The sequence below is a fragment of the Sphingobium sp. MP9-4 genome, from assembly GCF_005281675.1.
Lineage (GTDB): Bacteria > Pseudomonadota > Alphaproteobacteria > Sphingomonadales > Sphingomonadaceae > Sphingobium > Sphingobium yanoikuyae.
Genome location: NZ_LUFI01000003.1, coordinates 42,310 through 63,199 on the forward strand (window position 1 = coordinate 42,310; position 20,890 = coordinate 63,199).

The window sequence follows — 20,890 nt, forward strand, 5'->3', positions numbered from 1 at the left end:
ATCAGAGGCGGGTCGTCGTCGAACCGGGTTCCGGTTCGGAGATGAAGCCCACCTTCGGGAAACCGGCGCGCTGCATCGTGTAGATGGTGCCGCCGATGCAACGATAGGGGGTATTGATGTCGCCGCGGATATGCACTTCGGGCAGATCCTCGGGCGTCAGATTTTCAACACCACCAGCCTTCTTGATGTCCGCTTCCAGCTTGGCGACGGCGCGATCGAGCAGTTCGTCGGAGCTGACCTTGGTCAGGTTCCAGTAAACCGCACAGCTGCCGTCGGGCGCCGAGGTGACCGACAAGGAAACATTTTCGGGTTTCGTCGTGGTCGGCTCGAACGCCACCTTGGGAAGTTGCAGATCGACCGTCTGGACGACGACCGGGACCGCGATGAGAAAGATGATGAGCAACACCAGCATGACGTCGACGAGCGGCGTCGTGTTGATGTCGGACATCGGCTTGTCGTCACCGCCGTCGGAGCCAACACTCATTGCCATTGATACAATCCTAACCTTGGTGTCGTAGGTGCCCCGTTAACCGGGGCCCCTGTCCGGCAGGGGCCGGGTGGTCGCAGCCGCCACCCGGCGCCCGAACCGGCGTCTTAAGGCGATTAGGCCTTGGTCGGCGCAGCAGCCGGCTTGGCAGCAGCAGCGGCCGGAGCGGCAGCAACGGTCGGCTTCACGGCGCCGTCCGAAACCAGGTAGGCCAGCAGGTCGACGGTGAAGCCGTTCAGCTGTTCCGAGATCGCCTTGTTGCGGCGCTGCAGGAAGTTGTAGGCCAGAACGGCGGGAACGGCCACGGCCAGACCCAGCGCGGTCATGATCAGAGCTTCACCGACCGGGCCGGCAACGGCGTCGATCGAGGCCTGACCGGCAGCACCGATCTTGATCAGAGCGCGGTAGATGCCGATAACGGTACCGAACAGACCGATGAACGGCGAGGTCGAACCGACGGTGGCGAGGAACGCCAGGCCGCCACCGAGCGACGAGTTGATCGCGGCTTCCGAGCGAGCCAGCGAGCCGTGCAGCCAGTCATGTGCTTCGACCGGATCCTTCAGCTTGCCATGCTCTTCCTGAGCCTTGATGCCGTCATCGACGATCTGCTTGTAGGCCGAGTTCTTTTCGAGCTTGGCCGAAGCTTCCTTCAGCGAAGCGGCGCGCCAGAAGGTCGCACGGATCTTCTTGCCCTGGCTGATCACCTTCTGCTGTTCGATCAGCTTGGTGAACAGGATGTAGAAAGTGCCGACCGACATGGCGCACAGGATGATGAAGACGGTCCAGGCAATGGTGCCGCCCTGCTCCAGGGCTTCCATCAGGCCGTACGGGTTTTCCGGCTTGGGCGCCGCGGCTGCGAGATACATCAACATGTTCAAGACTTCCCTCTCAAAAGGATCGTGAAAGGGGAGAGCGGCGCCGGGCGCCTGCCCTCCCGTTTAAATTACTGCGGGATCCGCCACTGAATGCGGTTCGCGTAGGTCGACGGGATCTTGTTACCCTGGTCATCTTCCGCGGGGCTAAAGCGCGCGCGGCGGGAAACCAGCTTACAAGTTGCGTCGTCCAGTTCAGGCGAGCCACTCGACTGCGTAACGGTGCAGCTCGTGACACGGCCATCGGCGCCCACTTCAAGACGGAAACCAGTGGTCCCCTGCTTTTCTTCACGCAGAGCGCGCGAAGGATAGTCTTCCGTGGTTGCCCAGGAACCCGGATTGCCACGCGGCGACACGCCCTTTGCAGCCTGCTTTGCAGCGGGCGGCGGCGGCGGGGCCGGCGGCGGTGCGGGCACCGGAACCTCATTGAACACCGGCGGCGGCGTCCGAACCGTCTGGATCGGCGGCGCTGGGGCCGGGGTCTGGACGATCGGCGGCGGCGCGACGACCGGCGGAGGCTCAATCGGCTTGTCCGGCGGCGGCGGCGGCGGCTCCTCGTCAGGTGGCGGGGGCTCCTCCTTCACGTCGATCACGTTCAGCTGTTCCGCCGCCTTTTTGACATATTTCATGCCAAGACCGGTGACGAAGGCATAGCCGAGAACAGCGTGAATCAGGGCGACGATGACGATCGATATCGTGCGACTCGATCCTTGCGAGTGGTCAGCATAGGCCATTCGGCAACGACACTCCTTAACTCATCTTACCAGTGGGTTGTACAAATCAGCCAAAAACGGGCCGAGCTGCCCGGGGGTATCCCCGACCACCTTTGGCCCTTATCCGTCCATTTGCTACCGTGCGAACTCCTATCGCGGCGCATCGTGGCACGCAAACGCTTTATCGAACTACCGGCTTGCGTTTACCATTACACACCGGAATGACTTGCCTGTGACATCCCTGCCACGGGCTGATAGCATAGGACGAAGATGCAGAAGAAATCCACCACGGCCATGAAGACGCTCGCCTCGTTGTGCCTCATTTCGGCCTCATATACCGCCGTTTTCCCGGCATTTTCTCAGACAAATTCGATGACAGCGCAATCATCGACGGTTGCCGCCGGATTGACCTATGCCGACATTGCCGACCTTTCCGATGCGGCACCGCTGGTTGCCAACGTGCGCATTAGCAACATCGTCCCATTGAAGCCCGAACAGGCTCCGGACGTCCCGGCAGGCTATCGCAGGGTCTATGTCGAGGCCGAAGTGACCGCACTGATTCGCGGCGAAGGGGGCATAAGCCCGACCGTCGGCTATCTTTATGACGCCCGCCTCGATTCGAAGGGCAAGATGCCCAAGCTGAAAAAGGCGCAGGTGCTGCTGTTTGCCCGTCCGGGCGGGCGGCCGGGCCAGATTCAACTGATTGCGCGCGATGCGCAGATCGCCGCCACCCCTGCTGAAGTAGAACGGGTGAAGACCGTTCTGTCGGCACTGGTTGCGCCGGACGCACCGCCGCGAATCATTGGCCTGGGCGACGCTTTCCATGTGGCAGGCACGATCGCCGGCGAGGGCGAGACGCAGATTTTCCTGCGCACCGAAAATGGCGACCCGGTATCGCTGTCGATCATCCGCCGCCCCGGACAACAGCCCAGCTGGGCCGTGGCGCTGGGCGAAATCGTCGACGAAGCCGCCCGCGCCCCTGCCCCCGGCAGCCTGCTCTGGTATCGGTTGAGCTGCAGCCTGCCGGCCACTCTTCCGGCCCGGTCGGTCCGCACCCTGGCAGTGCAGGACGCCGAAGCCGCCCGCGCCGATCACCAGTTCGTCTTGAACGCACTCGGTCGCTGCGCACGCAATCGAAAGCCGAGCTGACCCCCTACGCACTTATCTTTCAATCGGGCGCCGCTGTGCTTTTCCTTGGACAGCGGCGCTCGGGACGCTATCAGCGCGGCTCTTACAGTGCGAAGGACCAGGAAACGCCATGACCAATCTCCACCGCCATGCCCCGCTGCGCGTCGCGCTCGTTGGCCTCGGAACGGTGGGTGGCGGCGTCATTCGCCTGCTCAACACCAATGGCGACCTGATTGCCCGCCGCGCCGGCTGCCCGGTGCAGGTGGTCGCCATCTCCGCGCGCGACCGCAACAAGGATCGCGGCGTCGACCTGTCGCCCTATGAATGGGTCGACGACATGACGACGCTGGCGACCCGCGACGATATCGACGTGGTGGTCGAACTGATCGGCGGCGCCGACGGCCCGGCCCTCACCCTCGCCCGCCAGTGCCTGGCCGCCGGCAAGCCGTTCGTCACCGCCAACAAGGCGATGCTGGCCCATCATGGCCTGGACCTTGCCAGCCGCGCCGAGAAGGCCGGCGTGGCGCTCAAATATGAAGCGGCGGTCGCCGGCGGCATCCCGGTCATCAAGGGCATGCGCGAAGGCGCGGCCGCCAACGAGATCAGCCGCGTCTATGGCATCCTCAACGGCACCTGCAATTACATCCTGACCACCATGGAGAAGGAAGGCCGGGGCTTTGACGAGGTGCTGAAGGAAGCCCAGGAGCTGGGCTATGCCGAGGCCGATCCGAGCTTCGACATTGACGGCGTCGATGCCGCGCACAAGCTGACCATCCTCGCCAGCCTCGCCTTTGGCACCGAACTGGACTTCGACCATGTCGCCACCACCGGCATCCGCCATGTGATCGCCGCCGACATTGCCGAGGCGGCGGCCCTGGGCTTCCGTATCCGCCTGGTCGGCATGGCGGAGAATGGGCCAGAAGGCCTGTTCCAGCGCGTCCATCCGATGCTGGTGCCGCTCGACCATCCGCTTGCCCATGTCGACGGTTCGCTCAATGCCGTCGTGGCCGAGGGTAATTTCGTCGGTCGTCTCTTCTTCCAGGGGCGTGGCGCGGGCGACGGCCCGACCGCATCGGCGGTGGTCGCCGACCTGATCGACGTGGCGCGGGACGAATATGGCGATGCGCTCGCGATGCCGGTCGCCGCCCTGACCCCGCAGCAGCCGGCAGACGCCGGCCAGCGGATCGGCCGCGCCTATCTGCGCTTCAAGGTGCAGGATCGTCCCGGCGTGCTGGCCGAGATTGCCGCCGCGACCCGCGATGCCGGCGTCTCGATCGAGAGCATGATCCAGCGCGGCGCCAACCAGGCCGATGGCGTGCTCGTGGCGATCGTCACCCATGCCGGCGAGGAACGCTGCGTGCGCGAGACGCTGGAGCGGCTGGCCGGCTCCGACAGCCTGCTCGACACGCCGATGGTCATGCATATTCTGGATTGATCGCGCCGGGACCGGTTGGATCAGTGCTGGCCGGCGCCCTTGACCGAAACCGGCAGGGGCGGCGGTGGCGCCATGTCGGCGTCGGGGTCGAACAAATGGGTGATGGCCTTGCCGGCCAGCATGGCAGCGCCCAGGATCGGCACGCCGCCACCGACGCAGCCCGTCCCCTGCCCGCCGACGACGCCACAGGCGCCCTGCCTGGGTGCGGCAGCGGACGCGCGCGGCGTATCGCCGGCAAGCGGGCGCCCCTCGACCGGCTCGCGCGGTAGCGGCAGCCTTTCCTTCGCATTGCGCTCCGCCCGGCTGCCGCAGACGACGATGCCGCCGCCGCTGCGATCGCAGGGGCGCACGACAGCGGTGCGCGCCTGATATTCCTCCATCGTGGTGCGCTGGGCGAGCGGCGCTTCATCCACCGGCACGATCTCCTGCGCGGCTGCCAGCGGCAGGCCGATCAGCAAAAGAGGGAAAGACAAGACCCACCGCATGACGACATCTGAACAGTCGAACATGGCGGGATGATGGCAGCGGCTGGACGCTGCGGAATGCCATATAAGGCAAAGGCGCGTCCATCCGTGGCATCACGACTATGAAAAGCTTTGCGAGCCGGGCAAGTTGGGTCGACAAGCAGAGGCGGACATCCTATCGCCCTGCTCTATCAGTTACAGCAGAGGAGTGGCTATGGTGCAGGCTAGTTCGATTCTCGATCGCGTCTTGGTACTCGAAATGGTGCGCGTCACCGAAGCGGCTGCAATCGCCGCATCCAAGCTGGTCGGTCGGGGCGACGAGAAGGCCGCCGACGCCGCTGCGGTCGAGGCGATGCGCCTGGCCTTCAACGACCTCTACATGGACGGCACCGTCGTGATCGGCGAGGGCGAACGCGACGAGGCGCCGATGCTCTATATCGGCGAGAAGGTCGGCAACGCGATCGGCAAGGGCCCCAAGATCGACATCGCGCTCGATCCGCTGGAAGGCACCACCATCACCGCCAAGGCCGGCCCGAACGCGCTGGCCGTGCTCGCCATTTCGGAAGAAGGCGGCCTGCTCAACGCGCCCGACGTCTATATGGACAAGATCGCCGTCGGTCCGGGCTATCCCGACAATATCATCGACCTCAACAAGTCGGTGAAGGAGAATGTCGAGGCGGTGGCCAAGGCCAAGGGCGTCGATCCGCACGAGATCATCGTCTGCGTGCTGGATCGTCCGCGCCACGAGAAGCTGATCGCCGAACTGCGCGCGATCGGCTGCGGCATCATGCTGATCCCGGACGGCGACGTTGCCGGCGTGATCGCGACCACCAATCCCGAAACCACGATCGACATCTATATGGGTTCGGGCGGCGCGCCCGAGGGCGTGCTGGCCTGTGCCGCGCTGCGCTGCGTGGGTGGCCAGTTCAAGGGCCGCCTGCTGTTCCGCAACGATGACGAGAAGCAGCGCGCCTACAAGTGGGGCATCACCGACCTGGACAAGGTCTATGACCTCAAGGAACTGGCCAAGGGCGACTGCATCTTTGCCGCGACCGGCGTGACCGACGGGTCGCTGCTGGCGGGCGTGAAGCATCTGCCGGGCGACAAGCTGACCACCGAGAGCGTGGTGATGCGCGCCAGCACCGGCACCGTGCGCTGGGTCAAGGGCGAGCATCGCGTGGAGCGCAAGGACGCCTGATCGGGCGGACAGGACGGAAAGACGAAGGGGGCCGAGAGGCCCCCTTTTTCGTGGTCATCGATGCGGGATGATCGCCCCCCGATAATCGCCGGCGATCAGTGGCTGGCGCGGTGGTTGAGATCGTGGCCGAGGGCGAGAATGGCGACGCCAAGCAGCGTATAGGCGCTTTCCTGCCAGCCATGGTCCATGGTCAGCGCGCCGGCCATGATGCCAAGGCCCAGCGAACCGATCGCGGCGGGCATCATGAAACGATGGACCAGCGCGCCATGGCCGAGCGCGATCGCGCCCATCAGGATGGCGAGCGCCAGCCCCGCTTCATGGAAGATCGGACTGTCGAAAATGCCGCCGGCCGATGCCAGCAGGCCCAGCACCACTGCGGTCAGGAAACAATGCGCGACGCACAGGCCCGAAAGCGCCATCGCAAGGCGATCGAGGCGTCCGGATTCCAGGGCGTGACGGAAGCTGAGCAGCATGGTGCGTGCTACATAGTCGAGACCGGCATAAGTTACAACATAACATCACCGATTTTTCCGGCGGGAAAGACGCTCCCGTTCCGCCGGACCGTCAGGCGGCGAAGCGCAGACAGTTGCGGCCGCTGCCCTTGGCGGCATAGAGCGCCTTGTCCGCCGCCTCCATCAGGGTCGCGGCGCTGGCGCTGCCGTCCAGTTCGACAAGGCCAGCGCTGAAGGTGATGGCGATATCCTCGCCATTGCCGAGCGGGAAAGACCGCACCCCGACGCGGGTGCGCAGATGCTCGCAGATGCGCTCGGCCCGTTCCAGATCGACATCGGGCAGCAGCACGGCAAATTCCTCGCCGCCCAGGCGCCCGATGCTGCCGGTGCCACGCAGCGCCTGGCGCAGCCGCTCGACAAAGCCCACCAGCACCCGGTCGCCAGCGGCATGGCCATGGCGGTCATTGACCGACTTAAAATGGTCGATGTCGATCAGCAGCAGGCAGGCCTGTCCGCCGGCCGCGACGCGGGCGATCTGGTCGTCCAGCTTTTCCTGCAATGCGCGGCGGCTGTCGGCACCGGTCAGGGCATCCTGCGCCGCGGCCTGGTGCAGCGCTCGCTGGCGCGCCTTGTGGCGGGAAATGTCGCGCACCGTGCTGATGACCCCGATCGCCCGCCCCTGCTCGTCCAGCACGGCGCGGACCAGCATCTCGTACCAGTCGAAATCATTGTCCGGCCGGTTGGGGCGAAATTCGACCGCATGCGCCTCCCCCGGATGGGCGAGCGCGCGGCGATGGGTGACGATTGCGAAGGGCCGATATTCCGGGTCGATCAGGTCGACGGCCGGCTGGCCCAGCAGTCGGTCTGCATCGATGCCGATCTGGTCGACGGCCGAAGGCGAGACATATTGGATGATGCCGTCGATGCTGAGATTGACCACGCCGTCGCCGCTATGTTCGGCAAAGGCGCGATAGCGCGCCTCGCTGTCGCGCAGCATGCGGATCAGGCGGCGACGGCTGTTGAGTTCGGCCGCCACGGGGACGGACAGCAGGAAGCTGAGCGCGAGATAGAATTGGAAGAACTGGATGCGTTCGGGAATGCTGGCCGCGACCAGACGGAGCGGTCCATGGCCGGTCATGGTCGCCGTGCCGCCGATCAGGGCGAGGATGACGATCGCCGCCGCCGACCCTGCATAGCCGGTGCGGAAGGCGATCAGCACCAGCGGCAGGAGCGAGGCGAACAGCATGGGATAATCGACGCGATAGAAGATCCACCAGGCGCACAGGGCAAAGGCGGACAGCAGGCCGAACGCCTCCAGCCGCTCGATCGGCCGGGCCTGGCGCGCCCAGCGGCTCACCTCGCCCTGCAGCAGGATCAGCAGCAGCGGCGTGCAGATGAGGCCGCCCAGCACATGGCCGCTATACCATTGCAGCCAGATATGGGGAAAATCACCACCCAGCAAAATGGAGACCACCAGCCCGGCACCGATAGCGGCAAGCACATTGGCGACGCCCGCCAGCGCGAAGATGAAGATGGACAATTCGCGCATCGATGCGGCGATCTGTCGCCCGACGCCAAGCCGGCGGCAGATATAGGCGACCACCAGCGCCTCCCCGACATTGAGGATAGCCATCGGCGCCGCCGCCAATGCGCCAATGCCGAGCAGCGCCGTCGCCATCGTGCTGGCGACCATGCAGGAGAGGATGAGGCGCGGCCAGGCGCGCATACGCGCGGTCATCATTTCCGCCATCAGCAGGGCATTGGCGCCCCAGATGAAGGCCAAACCACCTTCGAATCGCGAGGTCAGCAAAGCAAGCGACGCGACCGCGAAGTAAAGCAGGCCGGTAAATACCGACATTTTCAGGGAAATATGGCGAAGGGCGGGCCGCGTCATGTTCCCATCCGGGTTAAGCGGACAATGTTAATATATATTCCTATGCCGCCGACTATTTCACAGCGAATAGATGAAAACAGGCCCCGGTGACCATCATCGGGGCCTGTTTTTACAATATTACAAGTCTATTCAACTGGATGCGTCAGCCAACAGCGCATCGGTCGGAGCCGAAATCGACGGATTGCGATCCTTGATCGTGGCCCGTGCCTGACGCACGCCCGCGCCATAGTCGGGATGAACCTGATCGAAGAGCTTGCACTGGCGTTCCTCGATCTCATCCGGGATATCGCCCATGGCGGCGGCGATATTGGCGAAGAGACGCGCCTTCTGCGCATCGTCGAACAGGTTGAACAGCGCGCGCGGCTGGCCGAAATCATCATTGCCTTCGCGATGATTATAGCGGTCGGCATCGCCCGAAATCTTCAGCGGCGGCTCCATGAAGCGCTGATCCTCGACCGGGCCGCCAAAGCTGTTGGGCTCATAATAGGCGGCCGGGTTCGGATTGTTCGGGAAGAAGCGCATCGCCCCGTCCTTATGATAATGATGCACCGGGCATTTGGGGGCGTTGACCGGCAGCGCCTCATAATGGGTGCCGATCCGATGCCGGTGCGCGTCGGCATAGGAGAAGATGCGCGCCTGGAGCATCTTGTCGGGCGAGAAGCCGATGCCCGGCACGATGTTGGACGGCGAGAAGGCTGCCTGCTCGATCTCCGCGAAATAATTGTCGGCGTTGCGGTTCAGCTCCAGCACGCCGACGTCGACGGGCGGATAATCGGCATGCGGCCAGACCTTGGTGAGGTCGAACGGATTATAGGGCGTCTTGTCCGCATCCAGTTCCGGCATGATCTGGACCTGCATCTTCCATTTGGGGAAGTCGCCCTTCTCGATCGCCTCGAACAGATCCTCCTGCGTGGATTCGCGGGTGCGGCCGACGACATCCGCCGCTTCCTCGTTGGTCCAGTGGCGATGGCCCTGCATCGTCTTGAAGTGGAACTTCACCCAGAAGCGCTCGCCGGCGTCGTTGATGAAGCTGAAAGTGTGGCTGCCATAGCCGTTGATGTGGCGCACATCGGTCGGCAGGCCGCGATCCGACATCAGGATCGTCACCTGGTGCAGCGATTCCGGCGACAACGACCAGAAGTCCCACATCGCCGTGGGCGAGCGCAAATTGGTGCGCGGATGGCGCTTCTGCGTGTGGATGAAATCAGGGAATTTCAGCGGATCGCGCACGAAGAAGACCGGCGTGTTGTTGCCGACCAGATCCCAATTGCCTTCGGGCGTATAGAATTTCATCGCAAAGCCGCGCACGTCGCGCTCGGCATCGGCCGCGCCCAATTCGCCGGCCACGGTTGAGAAGCGCAGGATCATCGGCGTCTGCGCACCCGGCTGGAGCGCCTTCGCCTTGGTATATTTGGAAATATCGCCAGTGATCGTCAGCGTGCCATAGGCGCCCCAGCCCTTGGCATGGACGACACGTTCGGGGATGCGTTCGCGATTCTGGTGCGCCAGCTTTTCGAGCAGCTGATAATCCTGGAGCAGCAGCGGCCCGCGCGGGCCTGCGCTCAGGCTGTTCTGGTTATCGGCAATCGGCGCACCCGCGCTCGTCGTCATCACTGGCTTATCGACCATATCGTCCTCCTCAACTTTGGATGAGAACAGGCTAAGGCCCCGCGAAGTTTCAGAAAAACTGATTAAATTGGATTGGGTGATCGATTTTTACGGTCAATCTGAAGATCGCCCGAGTCAGGCGGTCAGCGCCCGATCGCGCAGGCGGTGCCATGCCGACAGTCGCGCATCGCGCGGCTGCGGCAGCATTGCCGGATCAAATCGAGTCGTCTTCCCTGCCATCGTCGCGGCCTCGTCCAGGGAGCGGAACAATCCAGCCCCCAGCCCTGCCAGCATGGCCGCACCCAGCGCCGTGGTTTCCACATCCGCCGGACGGTCCACACTGACATCGAGCATATCAGCGATATCCTGGGCGATCCAGTCATTGACGCTCATGCCGCCATCGATCCGCAGCTGGCGCCAGGGCGCGCCGTCAGCGGCGAAGGCGGTGGCGAGATCGGACAATTGGTGCGAAAGGGATTCGAGCGCGGCGCGGACGATGTGCGCGCGGGTCGATCCCTGGGTGAGGCCGGCGATGACGCCGTTCACATCGGGCCGCCAGTGCGGCGCACCCAGCCCCGCCAGCGCCGGCAGCATCAGCACGCCGCCGCTGTCGGGCACGGAGCGAGCCAGTGCCTCCGTCTCCGCCGCCGATCCGATCAGGCCGAGCTGATCGCGCAGCCATTTGATGAGATTGCCGGCGATGAAGATCGATCCTTCGAGCGCATAGATGCGTTGGCCGCCGATCCGGTAGAGCAGGGTGCCGAGCAGGCGATGGCGCGAGGCCGGCATCTGCGCGCCCATATTGGCGAGGATGAAGGCGCCGGTGCCCAGGGTCGCCTTGGCATCGCCGGGCGTCAGGCAGGCCTGACCGATGCTGGCCGCCTGCTGATCGCCGGCCAGTCCGCGGATCGGGATGGCGCCGCCGAACAGCTCTGCCAGCGTGTCGCCAAAGGTGCCGGCATTGTCGACGATTTCGGGCAGCGCCGCGCGGGGCACGCCGAACAGGTCGCACAAGGCCGGATCCCAATCGGTGCCGTCGAGCGCCACCAGCTGGGTGCGGCTGGCATTGCTGGCGTCGCTGACATGCAGGCCAGCGGTCAGTTTCCATACCAGCCAGCTTTCGATCGTGCCGAGCGCCAGCCTATCCCCCGCCTGCGCCACGGCCGGCACATGATCGATCAGCCAGCGCATCTTGCTGGCAGAAAAATAGGGATCGACGACGAGACCGGTGCGCTGTTGCAGCATCGCTTCATGGCCGGCCTCACGCAGCGCCGTGCATTGCGCCGCCGTGCGCCGATCCTGCCAGACGATGGCGGGCGCCAGCGGTTCGCCGGTGCGCCGGTCCCAGGCGACCACAGTCTCGCGCTGGTTGGTGATGCCGATGGCCGCGATCCGGTCGGCGCCACCCGCCCGATCCACCATCTGACGGGTGCAATCGCGCGTGCGGGTCCAGATTTCGGCGGCGTCATGCTCGACCCAGCCGGGCTGTGGATAATATTGGGTCAGTTCCGCCTGCGCCATCGCGATGCGGCAGCCGTCGGGGGCATAGAGCATCGCGCGGGTCGAGGTGGTCCCCTCGTCCAGCACCAGCAGATAGCGGTCGGTCATGCCCTCTCCTCAAGCCAAGCATCGAGCGCGGCCAGTTGCGCGGCGTCGAAGCGCAGGCCCAATTTGGTCCGGCGCCAGAGAATATCCTCACTGGTCTGTGCCCATTCGCGCGCGAGCAGGTAGCAGAGTTCCGCTTCGGTCAGGCCATGGCCGAAATCCCGGCCCAGGTCCGACCAGTCGCGCGCCGCGCCCAGCCAGTCGCGGGCACGGGTGCCATAGGCGCAGCCGATCCGTTCGGCCGTGTCGAGATCGAGAAAGGGGTAGTCGCCGGCCAGCGCGGCGACGAGATCGGCCAGGCCGGTCATCGGGAAATCGCCGCCGGGGAGCGGCGCGTCCGCCGTCCAGTCATCACCCGCCAGCGCAGGCACGAGCGGCTTCAGCAGGGCGATCGCATCGGCCGCGAGATGGCGATAGGTGGTGATCTTGCCGCCATAGATGCTGAGCAGTGGCGGCGCGCCCTCCTCCCGATCAAGATCGAGATGATAGCCGCGCGTCGCCGATTCCGGCCGGGCCGATCCATCGTCGATCAGCGGCCGGACGCCGGCAAAGGCCCAGACGACATCGGCGGGGCTGATCGACCGGGCGAAATAGCGGTTCGCGCCCTCGCACAGATAGGCGATTTCCTCGGCACTGGCCTCGATCGGATCGACGCCATCCTGATGATCGCGGTCGGTGGTGCCGATCAGCGTATAGAGATGCTGATAGGGGATGGCGAAGAAGATGCGGCCGTCGGGCAGCTGGAAGAAATAGGCCATGCCATGGTCGAACAGGCGCGGCACGACGATATGCGATCCGCGCACCAGCCGGATGAGCCGATCGGCGCGGCGATCAGCCCGATCCAGCAGGTCGAGCACGGCGGGACCAGTGGCATTGACCACGACCCGCGCATGGAAGGTCTGCGCCTGCCCGGCCGCATCGCGCGCATGGATGCGCCAATGATCGCCGGCCTGCTCCAGCCGCAGCACCTGCATGCGGGGGCGGATATCCGCGCCATGATCGGCGGCGTCGCGGGCATTGAGGATGACCAGGCGGGCGTCGTCGACCCAGCCGTCCGAATAGACATAGGCAGGGCCGAACCCCGCCCGCAGCGGCGCGCCGGCGACATGCTGGCGCAGGTCGATCGCCTCCGTCGCCAGCAGGGCGCGGCGACCACCAATATGATCGTAGAGGAAGAGGCCGAAGCGCAGCAGCCAGCGCGGGCGCAGCCCCTCGACCCAGGGCAGGACGAAACGCATCGGCTGGATGATGTGCGGCGCGATGCGCCACAGCCTTTCCCGTTCAGCCAGGGATTCGCGGACCAGGCCGAAGGCCCGATGTTCCAGATAGCGCAGCCCGCCATGGATGAGCTTGGTCGAGGCCGAGGAGGTGCCCTGTGCCAGGTCGCCCCGTTCGAGCAGCAACACGCTGGCCCCCCGCCCCGCCGCATCGCGCGCGATGCCGCACCCGTTCACCCCGCCGCCGATCACGGCAAGGTCGTGGATGAAAGGGGCCGTCTCCTGCGTCACGCCGCCGTTCTAGCGGCAAAATGCTGCCCCCGATATTAACGAAGGCAAGATCGTGAAAATTCATCCGGCCAGCCCCATGCGCGATAGCCCATGGTGCCGGCCGGATGTCTGCGAGCCCCCGCGCTCGTCAGAAGGGCGCGCCGTCAGGCGAGGCTGTCGACCACCAGACCGCTATTGCTGCTGCTCGTGGCGCTGCTGGTCGATCCGTAGAGCGACTGGCTGAGGCTGGAGCGGAGATTTTCGAGGAAGGCGATGATCGAATCCAACTGATCGGTGGCGCTGGTCGCGCTCGTCTCGCTGGTCGTGCTGTCGTCATCGCTGCTGTCCTCGACCGGGCGCGGCGGCGGTGGGCCGCGCATGCCCTGCGGCCCCTGCATCCCGTCCATGGCGGCCAGGCCGTCGATGCTCATACTGTCTTCGCCATCGGACGACGCCCCCGCGCCGCCCGGTCCCTGGGCAAAGAGGCTCTGCAACTGCGCCGCCTGATCCTCGGTCAGGGTGCCGGCCGATACCTGATCATCGATCAGGGAATCGATCCGATCCTTCATCGAAGACGGATCGAGCCGTGAACTGCCCGAACTGGCGGAGCTGCTGAGCGCGGAATCGATGGAATCGAGCGCGGTTTCGAGCGCGTCGCCATCCGTCTCCGAGATGGAGCCGGTCTCCACCGCGGCGTCGATGCGATTGGTCATCGACATGCGCGGCGATGGCGGCATGGTCATGTTGTTGTAACTGCTGATAGTCGTCATGCTGGAAGTCCCCACTTCGTTTAGCGGGACCATTCATGCCGAATAAGTCTGAAAAAACATTGTATTTCAATCATGTAATCGATTGAAATAGAGGCGCTACACTGGCCAAGAAAAGGTTAAGGGCGCGCGCCCTCCCGACAATGTCAGGCCTTTTCCAGCGTGCATTGCAGCGGATGCTGGTTTTGCCGGGCGAAATCCATCACCTGGTTCACCTTGGTCTCGGCCACTTCATAGCTGAAGATGCCGCACACGCCGACGCCGCGCTGATGGACGTGCAGCATCACCCGCGTCGCTTCCTCCATGTCCATGCGGAAGAAATGCTGAAGGACATGCACGACGAACTCCATCGGGGTGTAATCGTCATTCAGCATCAGCACCTTGTAGAGCGACGGCTTCTTGGTGCGGGTGCGGGTACGCGTGGCGACGCCGATGTTCGGGTCATTGTCGCCCGTATCGTCCTGATCCGGACCGGCCCTGAAGGGCGCGCCTGCCGATGCGTTGAAGAGATGGTTCATGATGCAGAAGAATATGGCGATTTGTCCTGCCAAGGCAAGGGGGCCGACCGCATGCCATCGCTGCGTAACCACGTTTCCCCGGCGAGAAAAAGGGCGATGCTCCGACCGGAGCACCGCCCTCGTTCGTCATCCCGGCCGGATATCGGCCCGGAAATTCGGCTGTAAAATCAGCCCGCCTCAGGCGGCGAGCGACTTCACCTTGTCGGTGACCAGGGTCACGCGCGCGGTCAGCGGCTGGCTGATGTCGCCGGCCAGCTTCATGAAGGCTTCGCTGCTCTTGGCCGCTTCCTTGGTGAACTCGTCGAAGCTGCTCGACAGGAACTGGCTCTGCAGCTGGAAGAATTCGGTCGGGGTCTTGGCGGTCGAGAAGCTCTTGATCGAGGCAGTCGCCTTCTCGAAGCTCTTGCGGCTGTAGTCGACGGCTTCCTGGCCCAGCGTCTCGAAGCCCTTGGCCGCGATCTTGCCCGATTCCACCAGCGCTTCGACATTGCCCTTGGCGATGTCGCTCAGCTCTTCCATCGCCTTGGTCGACTTTTCGACACCGGCCTTCGCCTTCTCGTTCAGGTCGGCATAGGCCGTTTCCATCTTGGCCTTGGTATCTTCGGCGAACTTCTTACCGGTTTCGAGGATATCGTTCATGATCAATGTTCCTTCCGTGGCAGGCAGCGTCTTCGCTTTGGTCTTCGGGGCGGACACAGGCTCCGGAGCCACTACCGCCTCAACATCTTCAACAATCGGTTCGGGTGCGGCATCCACCGCCGTCGTCGCCGCGACCACCGCCACCGGATCGGCAACGGGTGCCGGTTCCGCAGCAGGGGCTTTAGCAGCAGCAGCGACCGACGCCGGCTTCTTTGCTATCGGCTTGGGCGCGGACGCCTTTGCCGGAGCAGCCTTGGCGACGGGTTTGCGCGGGACAGGCTTTTTGGGCGCGGGCTTTTCACCCAGGGCGGACTCAGCCGCCTTGAGTGCCTCACTGGCAGACAAGGTTGCGGAACCGCTTTTCGCGACCGGCTTGGCACGCGCAGACTTAGGGGTAACGGCCATCGACCATCCTCCGTTTGTTGCACTGCACAATAAGCCTTATCCCAAAGGATTACAAGCCCATTGTGCAGTGCAACAAATCAGACATATTGATGTTTCGGCACTGATCGGCGGCCAATGGGGAATGGCTGAAATCCGCGCCTCTACCGGGCTTTTACGTAACGTCCGGGCGCATCTTCTATTGCCCGAAGCTTGCCGCCGCCCGGCCTGCGCGCGCCGCGGACAGCCACTTCGCGCGAATCGATGCCGCGCAGCCATTCGGCCCAGTCCGGCCACCAGCTGCCCTTGGTCTCGCGCGCAGCCGCAACAAAATCATCCAGCGTCGGCTGCGGCGCGTCAGCGGTCCAATATTGATATTTCTGCGCGACCGGCGGGTTGATGACGCCGGCGATATGGCCCGAGCCTGCCAGCAGGAAGCGCACCGGCCCGGCGAGATGCTCGGTCAGTTTCCACACGCTTTCAAGCGGGGCGATATGATCCTCCCTGCCGGCCTGGACATAGGCCGGGGTGTGGATCTGCGTCAGGTCGATCGGCGTGCCCGCGACGCTGATCGCGCCGGGCACCACCAGCATATTGTCGCGATAGAGCTGGGTCAGATAGTCGCGATGCCAGCGCGCCGGCAGGTTGGTGGTGTCGCCATTCCAGTAGAGCAGGTCGAAGGGCGGATAGTCCATGCCGAGCAGGTAGTTGTTGACGACATAGTTCCAGATGAGGTCGCGCCCGCGCAGCAGGTTGAAGGTCGCCGCCATGTAGCGCCCGTCGAGGAAGCCGCTGGAGGAGAGACGGTCGACCAGTTTCATCTGCTCGTCATCGACGAACAGGGTGAGGTCGCCGGCCGCGCTGAAATCGACCTGCGCCGTGAAGAAGGTCGCGCTCGCCACCTTGTCGGCTTCGCCCCGCGCCGCCAGCAACGCCAGCGTGGCGGCCAGCGTCGTGCCCGCCACACAATAGCCGATGGTGTGGACGCTGGGCACGTTGAGCAGGTCGCGCACCGTGTCGATCGCGTCGACCTGGCCATTGAGGATATAGTCGTCCCAGACCATGTCCTTCATCGAGGCGTCGGCCGATTTCCACGAGACGAGGAAGACGCTGATCCCCTGATCCACCGCCCATTTGACGAAGCTTTTTTCGGGCGAGAGATCGAGAATGTAGAAGCGGTTGATCCAGGGCGGGAAGATGATGAGCGGCGTCGCCAGCACCCTGGGCGTCGAGGGCGCATAATGGATGAGCTGGTAGAGCGGGGTTTCGTGAACCACCTTGCCCGGCGTCGCGGCGATGTTGCGCCCTAGTTCGAACTGGGTGCCGTCGGTATGGGTAAGCTGGCCCTTCTCCATATCGGCCAGCATATGCTGGAGGCCCTTCACCAGATTCTCGCCGCCGCTCTGGATCGTCTTTTCAACGACCGTCGGATTCATCAGCGGAAAGTTGGACGGCGCCATCGCGTCGAGCATGCCGGTGGTGGCAAAGCGCAGCTTGGCCTTCGCCTTGGGATCGACGCCGTCGACCGCATCGGCCAGGTTCATCAGATAATCGGAGATCAGCAAATAGCTTTGCCGGATCAGGTCGTAGAAGGGATGGGTCGTCCAGGCGGGATCGGCAAAGCGCCGGTCCTTGCGCGCAGCCGGGCTGTCGGCCGGCGGCGGATCGGGCTGGTCGCGCAGCAGGCCGCCAGAATCAAGAAAGCGCTGCCATAGCGCCAGCCCTTCATCGGCAAAGCTGGTCTGGATGCGGGCGACGGTCTCGGGATCGAAGGGCAGCACCCGGCCGGTCGCACCCGCCGCCTGTTCCAGCATCAATTGCTGCGCGCGGCCCAGCACCTGGGTCCATTTCTGCATCTCCGCCAGGGTCGGGAGATGGGGCTCCAGGACATCCTGCGTTTCCATGGCCACCTTCCTCCTCCTGGCATTGCCGATATCAGCCGCTTTCACTGGCGCGCCGCAGCCTGGCGGGTTATAGCCAGATTGTGACACGCCGAATGCGTGCCACGCACTATTCCTTACCGAGAGCTTTCAGGAAAGCCCCTATAATGTCCGAAGAATTCTACCGCATGAAGCGCCTGCCGCCCTATGTCATCGCCGAAGTGAACGCGATGCGAGCCGCAGCCCGCGCCGCGGGAGAGGATATTATCGACCTGGGCATGGGCAATCCCGACCTGCCGCCGCCCGATCATGTCATCGCCAAGCTGGTCGAAGTCGCCAGCAAGCCGGACGCCCATGGCTATTCCCAGTCCAAGGGGATTCCGGGCCTCCGCAAGGCGCAGGCCAATTATTATGGCCGCCGTTTCGGCGTCGACGTCGACCCGGAAACCGAAGTCGTCGTGACCATGGGGTCGAAGGAAGGCCTCGCCAGCCTCGCCACCGCGATCACCGCGCCGGGCGACGTGGTGCTGGCGCCCAACCCCAGCTACCCGATCCACATGTTCGGCTTCATCATTGCGGGCGCCACCATCCGGTCGGTGCCGACGACGCCGGACGAGAATTATTTCCGCGCGCTCGACCGCGCCATGGCCTTCACCGTGCCGCGCCCGTCGATCCTGGTGGTCAATTATCCGTCCAACCCGACGGCGGAGACGGTGGACCTGGCCTTCTATGAACGGCTCGTCGCCTGGGCGAAGGAGAACAAGGTCTGGGTGCTGAGCGACCTCGCTTATTCCGAGCTTTATTATGACGGCAATCCGACGCCTTCCATCCTGCAGGTGCCGGGCGCCAAGGATGTCGCGATCGAGTTCACGTCCCTGTCCAAGACCTATTCGATGGCCGGCTGGCGCATCGGCTTTGCGGTCGGCAACAAGCAGCTGATCGCGGCGATGAGCCGGGTGAAATCCTATCTCGACTATGGCGCCTTCACGCCGATCCAGGCGGCCGCCTGCGCCGCGCTCAACGGCCCGCAGGACATCGTCGCCAAGAATCGCGAACTCTATCACAAGCGCCGCGACGTGATGGTCGAGAGCTTTTCCCGCGCTGGTTGGGACATTCCCGCGCCGCGCGCGTCGATGTTCGCCTGGGCGCCGCTGCCCCCCGCGCTCAAGGACATGGGGAGCCTGGAATTTTCCAAGCAGTTGCTGACCCATGCCAAGGTCGCGGTGGCGCCGGGCGTGGGCTATGGCGAGGATGGCGAAGGCTATGTCCGCATCGCCATGGTCGAGAATGAGCAGCGGCTCCGCCAGGCGGCGCGCAACATCAAGCAGTATCTTAAGTCGATGGGCGTCAACACGCCCTCGTCGAAGGGCGCTGCCTGACCTTCACGCGCGTTGCGCGCCCGAAACATGACCATGATCGCCGTCGGACATTGGTTTGTCCGGCGGCGTTTGCTTTAGGCCCCCTTGCCCCTTGGCCCGCGATCAAGGATAGAAGCGAGGGATGAGAGGACCAAGTCGATGATCCCCCTTCCGCAGGTCAGCCAGGTCGCCCAGACGATCCAGCTGGCGCTTGCCCCCGTCTTCCTGCTCGCCGGTATCGGCGCGTTCCTGAATGTCTGCGTCAGCCGCTTGGCCCGCATCATCGATCGCGCCCGTGCGGTCGAGGAATGGGTGCTGAGCACGCGCGGCAAGGAGCATGACCGGATGGTGAGCGAGATCCGCGTGCTCGACCGGCGCATGAGCGTGGTCAATGGCGCGATCTTCCTGTCGGTGGCATCGGCCTGCGCGGTCTGTCTGGTCGTCATCCTGCTGTTCGCGGGCAATCTGTTCAACGCCCATCTGGGCACGCCGGTGGCGATCCTGTTCAGCCTGGCGATGGTGCTGCAGGCCGCCGCCTTCGGCACCTTCATCCAGGAAATCCGCCTGGCGTCACGCACCATCCATATCCGCAACGAGGTGCTCTACCACAAGGTGGAGGAGGAAGAGGCGGCATGACGCGCTTCACCGTCAACGACCGGCCGGTGCAATATCGGATGGATCCCGAAACGCCCCTGCTGTGGGCGCTGCGCGACGCGTCGAACCTGACGGGGACCAAATATGGCTGCGGCACCGGCGATTGCGGCGCCTGCACCGTGGATATCGACGGCGAGGCGGTGCGGTCCTGCCAGGTGACGATCGGCAAGACCGAGGGCCGGTTCGTCACGACGATCGAGGCGCTGTCGCCCGATCGCGGCCATCCCCTGCAACAGGCGTTCGCGGCCGAGAATGTCTCCCAATGCGGTTACTGCATGTCCGGCATCATCATGGCGGCATCGGTATTGCTGCGGCGGACCAACGACCCGACCGATGCGGAGATCGATGCGGCGATCACCAATATCTGTCGCTGTGGCGTCTATCCCCGGCTGCGCGGTGCGATCAAGCGCGCCGGCCGGATCATGCGCGGCGAGGACCAGGCCGGGGATGGCCCGATCCAGGCCGCGCCCCCGCCCGGCATCGCGCCGGACGAGGCGGTGCGCACCGTGCCGGCGCTGCGCAAGCCGTAAATATCGGCCTTAACCGAAACGATAGCCCGAAACCGTCCAGCCCAGCACCGTGCTGCGATGGGCACAGATGGCGGCGTCCTCGCCGCCGGCCCCCAGCGCCACCATCAGCGGCAGCAGATGCTCCTCGCGCGGATGGGCGAAGCGGGCATGGGGCAGATGATCCCAGGCGGCGACGCGCGCCGCCCGGCGAGCCGGATCGGGATCGGTCACCGCATCGCGCAGCGCATCGTCCCATTCGCGCGAGGGCGCCGTCGCCATCGCGCCGCGCACGCGCAGATTGTGGAAGCTCATGCCCGATCCGACAATCAGCACGCCTTCGTCGCGCAGCGGCGCCAGTGCGCGACCGGCGGCGATATGAGCGGCGGGATCAAGATCACGGCGCAGCGACAATTGGGCGACCGGAATATCGGCATCGGGCAGCGCGACCTTCATCGGGATGAAGACACCATGGTCCCAGCCTCGTTCGGATTCGCGCGCTGTGGGAAAGCCGGCCTGTTCCAGCAGTTCGGCCGCACGATCGGCAAGCGCGGGTGCGCCCGGCGCGTCCCAGCGGAGCTGATAGGTATGCGGCGGGAAGCCGAAATAGTCGAACAGCAAGGGCGGCTGGCTACCGTCATGGACGGTGAAACCGGGCGTTTCCCAATGGCCCGACACCAGCAGGATTGCGCGCGGCCGTTCCGGCAGGTCGGCGATCAGGCCGGCGAGATAATCCTGCATCGGCTGCCACATGGCGTCACTGTGCGGGTGCTGGGGATCGGCGGGGTCCATGAAGAAGCAGGGACCACCGCCATGGGGGATGAACAAGGCAGGCTGTTTCATG

At 64.6% G+C, this 20,890-nt stretch carries 20 protein-coding genes; 6 read left to right on the forward strand and 14 right to left on the reverse strand.

What is annotated here, in order from left to right:
• Position 1: 1 nt before the first annotated feature.
• The 3 genes from A0U87_RS02120 to A0U87_RS02130 all read right to left on the reverse strand — a co-directional run bounded on the left by A0U87_RS02120 (position 2) and on the right by A0U87_RS02130 (position 2,093).
• Positions 2–490: a biopolymer transporter ExbD gene (locus tag A0U87_RS02120; protein WP_004209992.1), complete on the reverse strand. Its 489-nt coding sequence runs from the start codon at positions 488–490 to the stop codon at positions 2–4.
• A 113-nt stretch (positions 491–603) separates the two neighbouring features.
• Entirely contained in the window at positions 604–1,359 is a 756-nt protein-coding gene (locus tag A0U87_RS02125; protein ID WP_004209990.1) for a MotA/TolQ/ExbB proton channel family protein, read from the reverse strand.
• Positions 1,360–1,430: 71 nt separating this feature from the next.
• On the reverse strand, positions 1,431–2,093 hold the full coding sequence (locus A0U87_RS02130) for an energy transducer TonB (RefSeq protein ID WP_004209989.1): 663 nt from the start codon (positions 2,091–2,093) through the stop codon (positions 1,431–1,433).
• 249 nt (positions 2,094–2,342) lie between these two features.
• On the opposite strand from A0U87_RS02130, the gene A0U87_RS02135 reads away from it, so the two are divergent.
• Positions 2,343–3,221: a hypothetical protein gene (locus A0U87_RS02135; protein WP_137405194.1), complete on the forward strand. Its 879-nt coding sequence runs from the start codon at positions 2,343–2,345 to the stop codon at positions 3,219–3,221.
• A 109-nt stretch (positions 3,222–3,330) separates the two neighbouring features.
• Positions 3,331–4,635, forward strand: a complete 1,305-nt coding sequence (locus A0U87_RS02140) for a homoserine dehydrogenase (RefSeq protein WP_010336871.1) — start codon at positions 3,331–3,333, stop codon at positions 4,633–4,635.
• Between the two features lie 20 nt (positions 4,636–4,655).
• Here A0U87_RS02140 and A0U87_RS02145 read toward each other — a convergent pair whose 3' ends face one another.
• Positions 4,656–5,093, reverse strand: a complete 438-nt coding sequence (locus tag A0U87_RS02145) for a hypothetical protein (protein ID WP_048936290.1) — start codon at positions 5,091–5,093, stop codon at positions 4,656–4,658.
• Positions 5,094–5,313: 220 nt separating this feature from the next.
• Between A0U87_RS02145 and glpX the strand changes: the two genes are divergently transcribed.
• Positions 5,314–6,297, forward strand: a complete 984-nt coding sequence (gene glpX, locus A0U87_RS02150) for a class II fructose-bisphosphatase (RefSeq protein ID WP_004209983.1) — start codon at positions 5,314–5,316, stop codon at positions 6,295–6,297.
• 95 nt (positions 6,298–6,392) lie between these two features.
• Here the strand turns inward: glpX and A0U87_RS02155 are convergent, their stop codons facing one another.
• The 9 genes from A0U87_RS02155 to phaC all read right to left on the reverse strand — a co-directional run bounded on the left by A0U87_RS02155 (position 6,393) and on the right by phaC (position 17,552).
• Positions 6,393–6,770 (reverse strand): MerC domain-containing protein, encoded by a 378-nt coding sequence (locus tag A0U87_RS02155; RefSeq protein ID WP_004209982.1) that lies wholly within the window; start codon positions 6,768–6,770, stop codon positions 6,393–6,395.
• Positions 6,771–6,861: 91 nt separating this feature from the next.
• Complete coding sequence (locus A0U87_RS02160) at positions 6,862–8,643, reverse strand: sensor domain-containing diguanylate cyclase (RefSeq protein WP_048936289.1); 1,782 nt, start codon at positions 8,641–8,643, stop codon at positions 6,862–6,864.
• 129 nt (positions 8,644–8,772) lie between these two features.
• Positions 8,773–10,272 (reverse strand): catalase, encoded by a 1,500-nt coding sequence (locus A0U87_RS02165; RefSeq protein WP_048936288.1) that lies wholly within the window; start codon positions 10,270–10,272, stop codon positions 8,773–8,775.
• 114 nt (positions 10,273–10,386) lie between these two features.
• On the reverse strand, positions 10,387–11,859 hold the full coding sequence (locus tag A0U87_RS02170) for a glycerol kinase (RefSeq protein ID WP_048936287.1): 1,473 nt from the start codon (positions 11,857–11,859) through the stop codon (positions 10,387–10,389).
• Positions 11,856–13,364, reverse strand: coding sequence for a glycerol-3-phosphate dehydrogenase (locus A0U87_RS02175; protein WP_048936286.1), 1,509 nt, complete (start codon positions 13,362–13,364; stop codon positions 11,856–11,858). Before A0U87_RS02175 ends, A0U87_RS02170 begins: the two co-directional genes overlap by 4 nt.
• A gap of 143 nt (positions 13,365–13,507) precedes the next feature.
• On the reverse strand, positions 13,508–14,113 hold the full coding sequence (locus A0U87_RS02180) for a hypothetical protein (RefSeq protein WP_048936285.1): 606 nt from the start codon (positions 14,111–14,113) through the stop codon (positions 13,508–13,510).
• A 143-nt stretch (positions 14,114–14,256) separates the two neighbouring features.
• Positions 14,257–14,628 carry an ATP-dependent Clp protease adapter ClpS gene (gene clpS / locus A0U87_RS02185; protein WP_004209974.1) on the reverse strand — a complete coding sequence of 124 codons (372 nt, stop codon included), beginning with the start codon at positions 14,626–14,628 and terminating at the stop codon, positions 14,257–14,259.
• Positions 14,629–14,805: 177 nt separating this feature from the next.
• Positions 14,806–15,672 (reverse strand): phasin family protein, encoded by an 867-nt coding sequence (locus A0U87_RS02190; RefSeq protein ID WP_048936284.1) that lies wholly within the window; start codon positions 15,670–15,672, stop codon positions 14,806–14,808.
• 140 nt (positions 15,673–15,812) lie between these two features.
• The gene (phaC, locus tag A0U87_RS02195; RefSeq protein ID WP_048936283.1) at positions 15,813–17,552 is read right to left on the reverse strand and encodes a class I poly(R)-hydroxyalkanoic acid synthase; all 1,740 of its coding nucleotides are present in this window, start codon (positions 17,550–17,552) and stop codon (positions 15,813–15,815) included.
• A gap of 143 nt (positions 17,553–17,695) precedes the next feature.
• On the opposite strand from phaC, the gene A0U87_RS02200 reads away from it, so the two are divergent.
• From A0U87_RS02200 to A0U87_RS02210, 3 genes are all read left to right on the forward strand, one after another.
• Positions 17,696–18,907 carry an LL-diaminopimelate aminotransferase gene (locus A0U87_RS02200; protein WP_004209971.1) on the forward strand — a complete coding sequence of 404 codons (1,212 nt, stop codon included), beginning with the start codon at positions 17,696–17,698 and terminating at the stop codon, positions 18,905–18,907.
• Between the two features lie 138 nt (positions 18,908–19,045).
• Positions 19,046–19,522 (forward strand): DUF2721 domain-containing protein, encoded by a 477-nt coding sequence (locus A0U87_RS02205; RefSeq protein WP_037507334.1) that lies wholly within the window; start codon positions 19,046–19,048, stop codon positions 19,520–19,522.
• Positions 19,519–20,070: a (2Fe-2S)-binding protein gene (locus tag A0U87_RS02210; RefSeq protein ID WP_017499095.1), complete on the forward strand. Its 552-nt coding sequence runs from the start codon at positions 19,519–19,521 to the stop codon at positions 20,068–20,070. The genes A0U87_RS02205 and A0U87_RS02210 overlap by 4 nt, the downstream gene beginning before the upstream one ends.
• A gap of 9 nt (positions 20,071–20,079) precedes the next feature.
• Here the strand turns inward: A0U87_RS02210 and A0U87_RS02215 are convergent, their stop codons facing one another.
• Entirely contained in the window at positions 20,080–20,889 is an 810-nt protein-coding gene (locus A0U87_RS02215; RefSeq protein WP_048936282.1) for a class III extradiol ring-cleavage dioxygenase, read from the reverse strand.
• Position 20,890: the final 1 nt, after the last annotated feature.

What these genes read in the sequence shown, in the direction of transcription:
- A0U87_RS02120 (WP_004209992.1), bottom strand. Translation starts at nt 490, where the DNA reads ATGGCAATGAGTGTTGGCTCCGACGGCGGTGACGACAAGCCGATGTCC.
- A0U87_RS02125 (WP_004209990.1), bottom strand. Translation starts at nt 1,359, where the DNA reads ATGTTGATGTATCTCGCAGCCGCGGCGCCCAAGCCGGAAAACCCGTAC.
- A0U87_RS02130 (WP_004209989.1), bottom strand. Translation starts at nt 2,093, where the DNA reads ATGGCCTATGCTGACCACTCGCAAGGATCGAGTCGCACGATATCGATC.
- A0U87_RS02135 (WP_137405194.1), top strand. Translation starts at nt 2,343, where the DNA reads ATGCAGAAGAAATCCACCACGGCCATGAAGACGCTCGCCTCGTTGTGC.
- A0U87_RS02140 (WP_010336871.1), top strand. Translation starts at nt 3,331, where the DNA reads ATGACCAATCTCCACCGCCATGCCCCGCTGCGCGTCGCGCTCGTTGGC.
- glpX (WP_004209983.1), top strand. Translation starts at nt 5,314, where the DNA reads ATGGTGCAGGCTAGTTCGATTCTCGATCGCGTCTTGGTACTCGAAATG.
- A0U87_RS02155 (WP_004209982.1), bottom strand. Translation starts at nt 6,770, where the DNA reads ATGCTGCTCAGCTTCCGTCACGCCCTGGAATCCGGACGCCTCGATCGC.
- A0U87_RS02160 (WP_048936289.1), bottom strand. Translation starts at nt 8,643, where the DNA reads ATGACGCGGCCCGCCCTTCGCCATATTTCCCTGAAAATGTCGGTATTT.
- A0U87_RS02165 (WP_048936288.1), bottom strand. Translation starts at nt 10,272, where the DNA reads ATGGTCGATAAGCCAGTGATGACGACGAGCGCGGGTGCGCCGATTGCC.
- A0U87_RS02170 (WP_048936287.1), bottom strand. Translation starts at nt 11,859, where the DNA reads ATGACCGACCGCTATCTGCTGGTGCTGGACGAGGGGACCACCTCGACC.
- A0U87_RS02180 (WP_048936285.1), bottom strand. Translation starts at nt 14,113, where the DNA reads ATGACGACTATCAGCAGTTACAACAACATGACCATGCCGCCATCGCCG.
- clpS (WP_004209974.1), bottom strand. Translation starts at nt 14,628, where the DNA reads ATGAACCATCTCTTCAACGCATCGGCAGGCGCGCCCTTCAGGGCCGGT.
- A0U87_RS02190 (WP_048936284.1), bottom strand. Translation starts at nt 15,672, where the DNA reads ATGGCCGTTACCCCTAAGTCTGCGCGTGCCAAGCCGGTCGCGAAAAGC.
- phaC (WP_048936283.1), bottom strand. Translation starts at nt 17,552, where the DNA reads ATGGAAACGCAGGATGTCCTGGAGCCCCATCTCCCGACCCTGGCGGAG.
- A0U87_RS02200 (WP_004209971.1), top strand. Translation starts at nt 17,696, where the DNA reads ATGTCCGAAGAATTCTACCGCATGAAGCGCCTGCCGCCCTATGTCATC.
- A0U87_RS02205 (WP_037507334.1), top strand. Translation starts at nt 19,046, where the DNA reads ATGATCCCCCTTCCGCAGGTCAGCCAGGTCGCCCAGACGATCCAGCTG.
- A0U87_RS02210 (WP_017499095.1), top strand. Translation starts at nt 19,519, where the DNA reads ATGACGCGCTTCACCGTCAACGACCGGCCGGTGCAATATCGGATGGAT.
- A0U87_RS02215 (WP_048936282.1), bottom strand. Translation starts at nt 20,889, where the DNA reads ATGAAACAGCCTGCCTTGTTCATCCCCCATGGCGGTGGTCCCTGCTTC.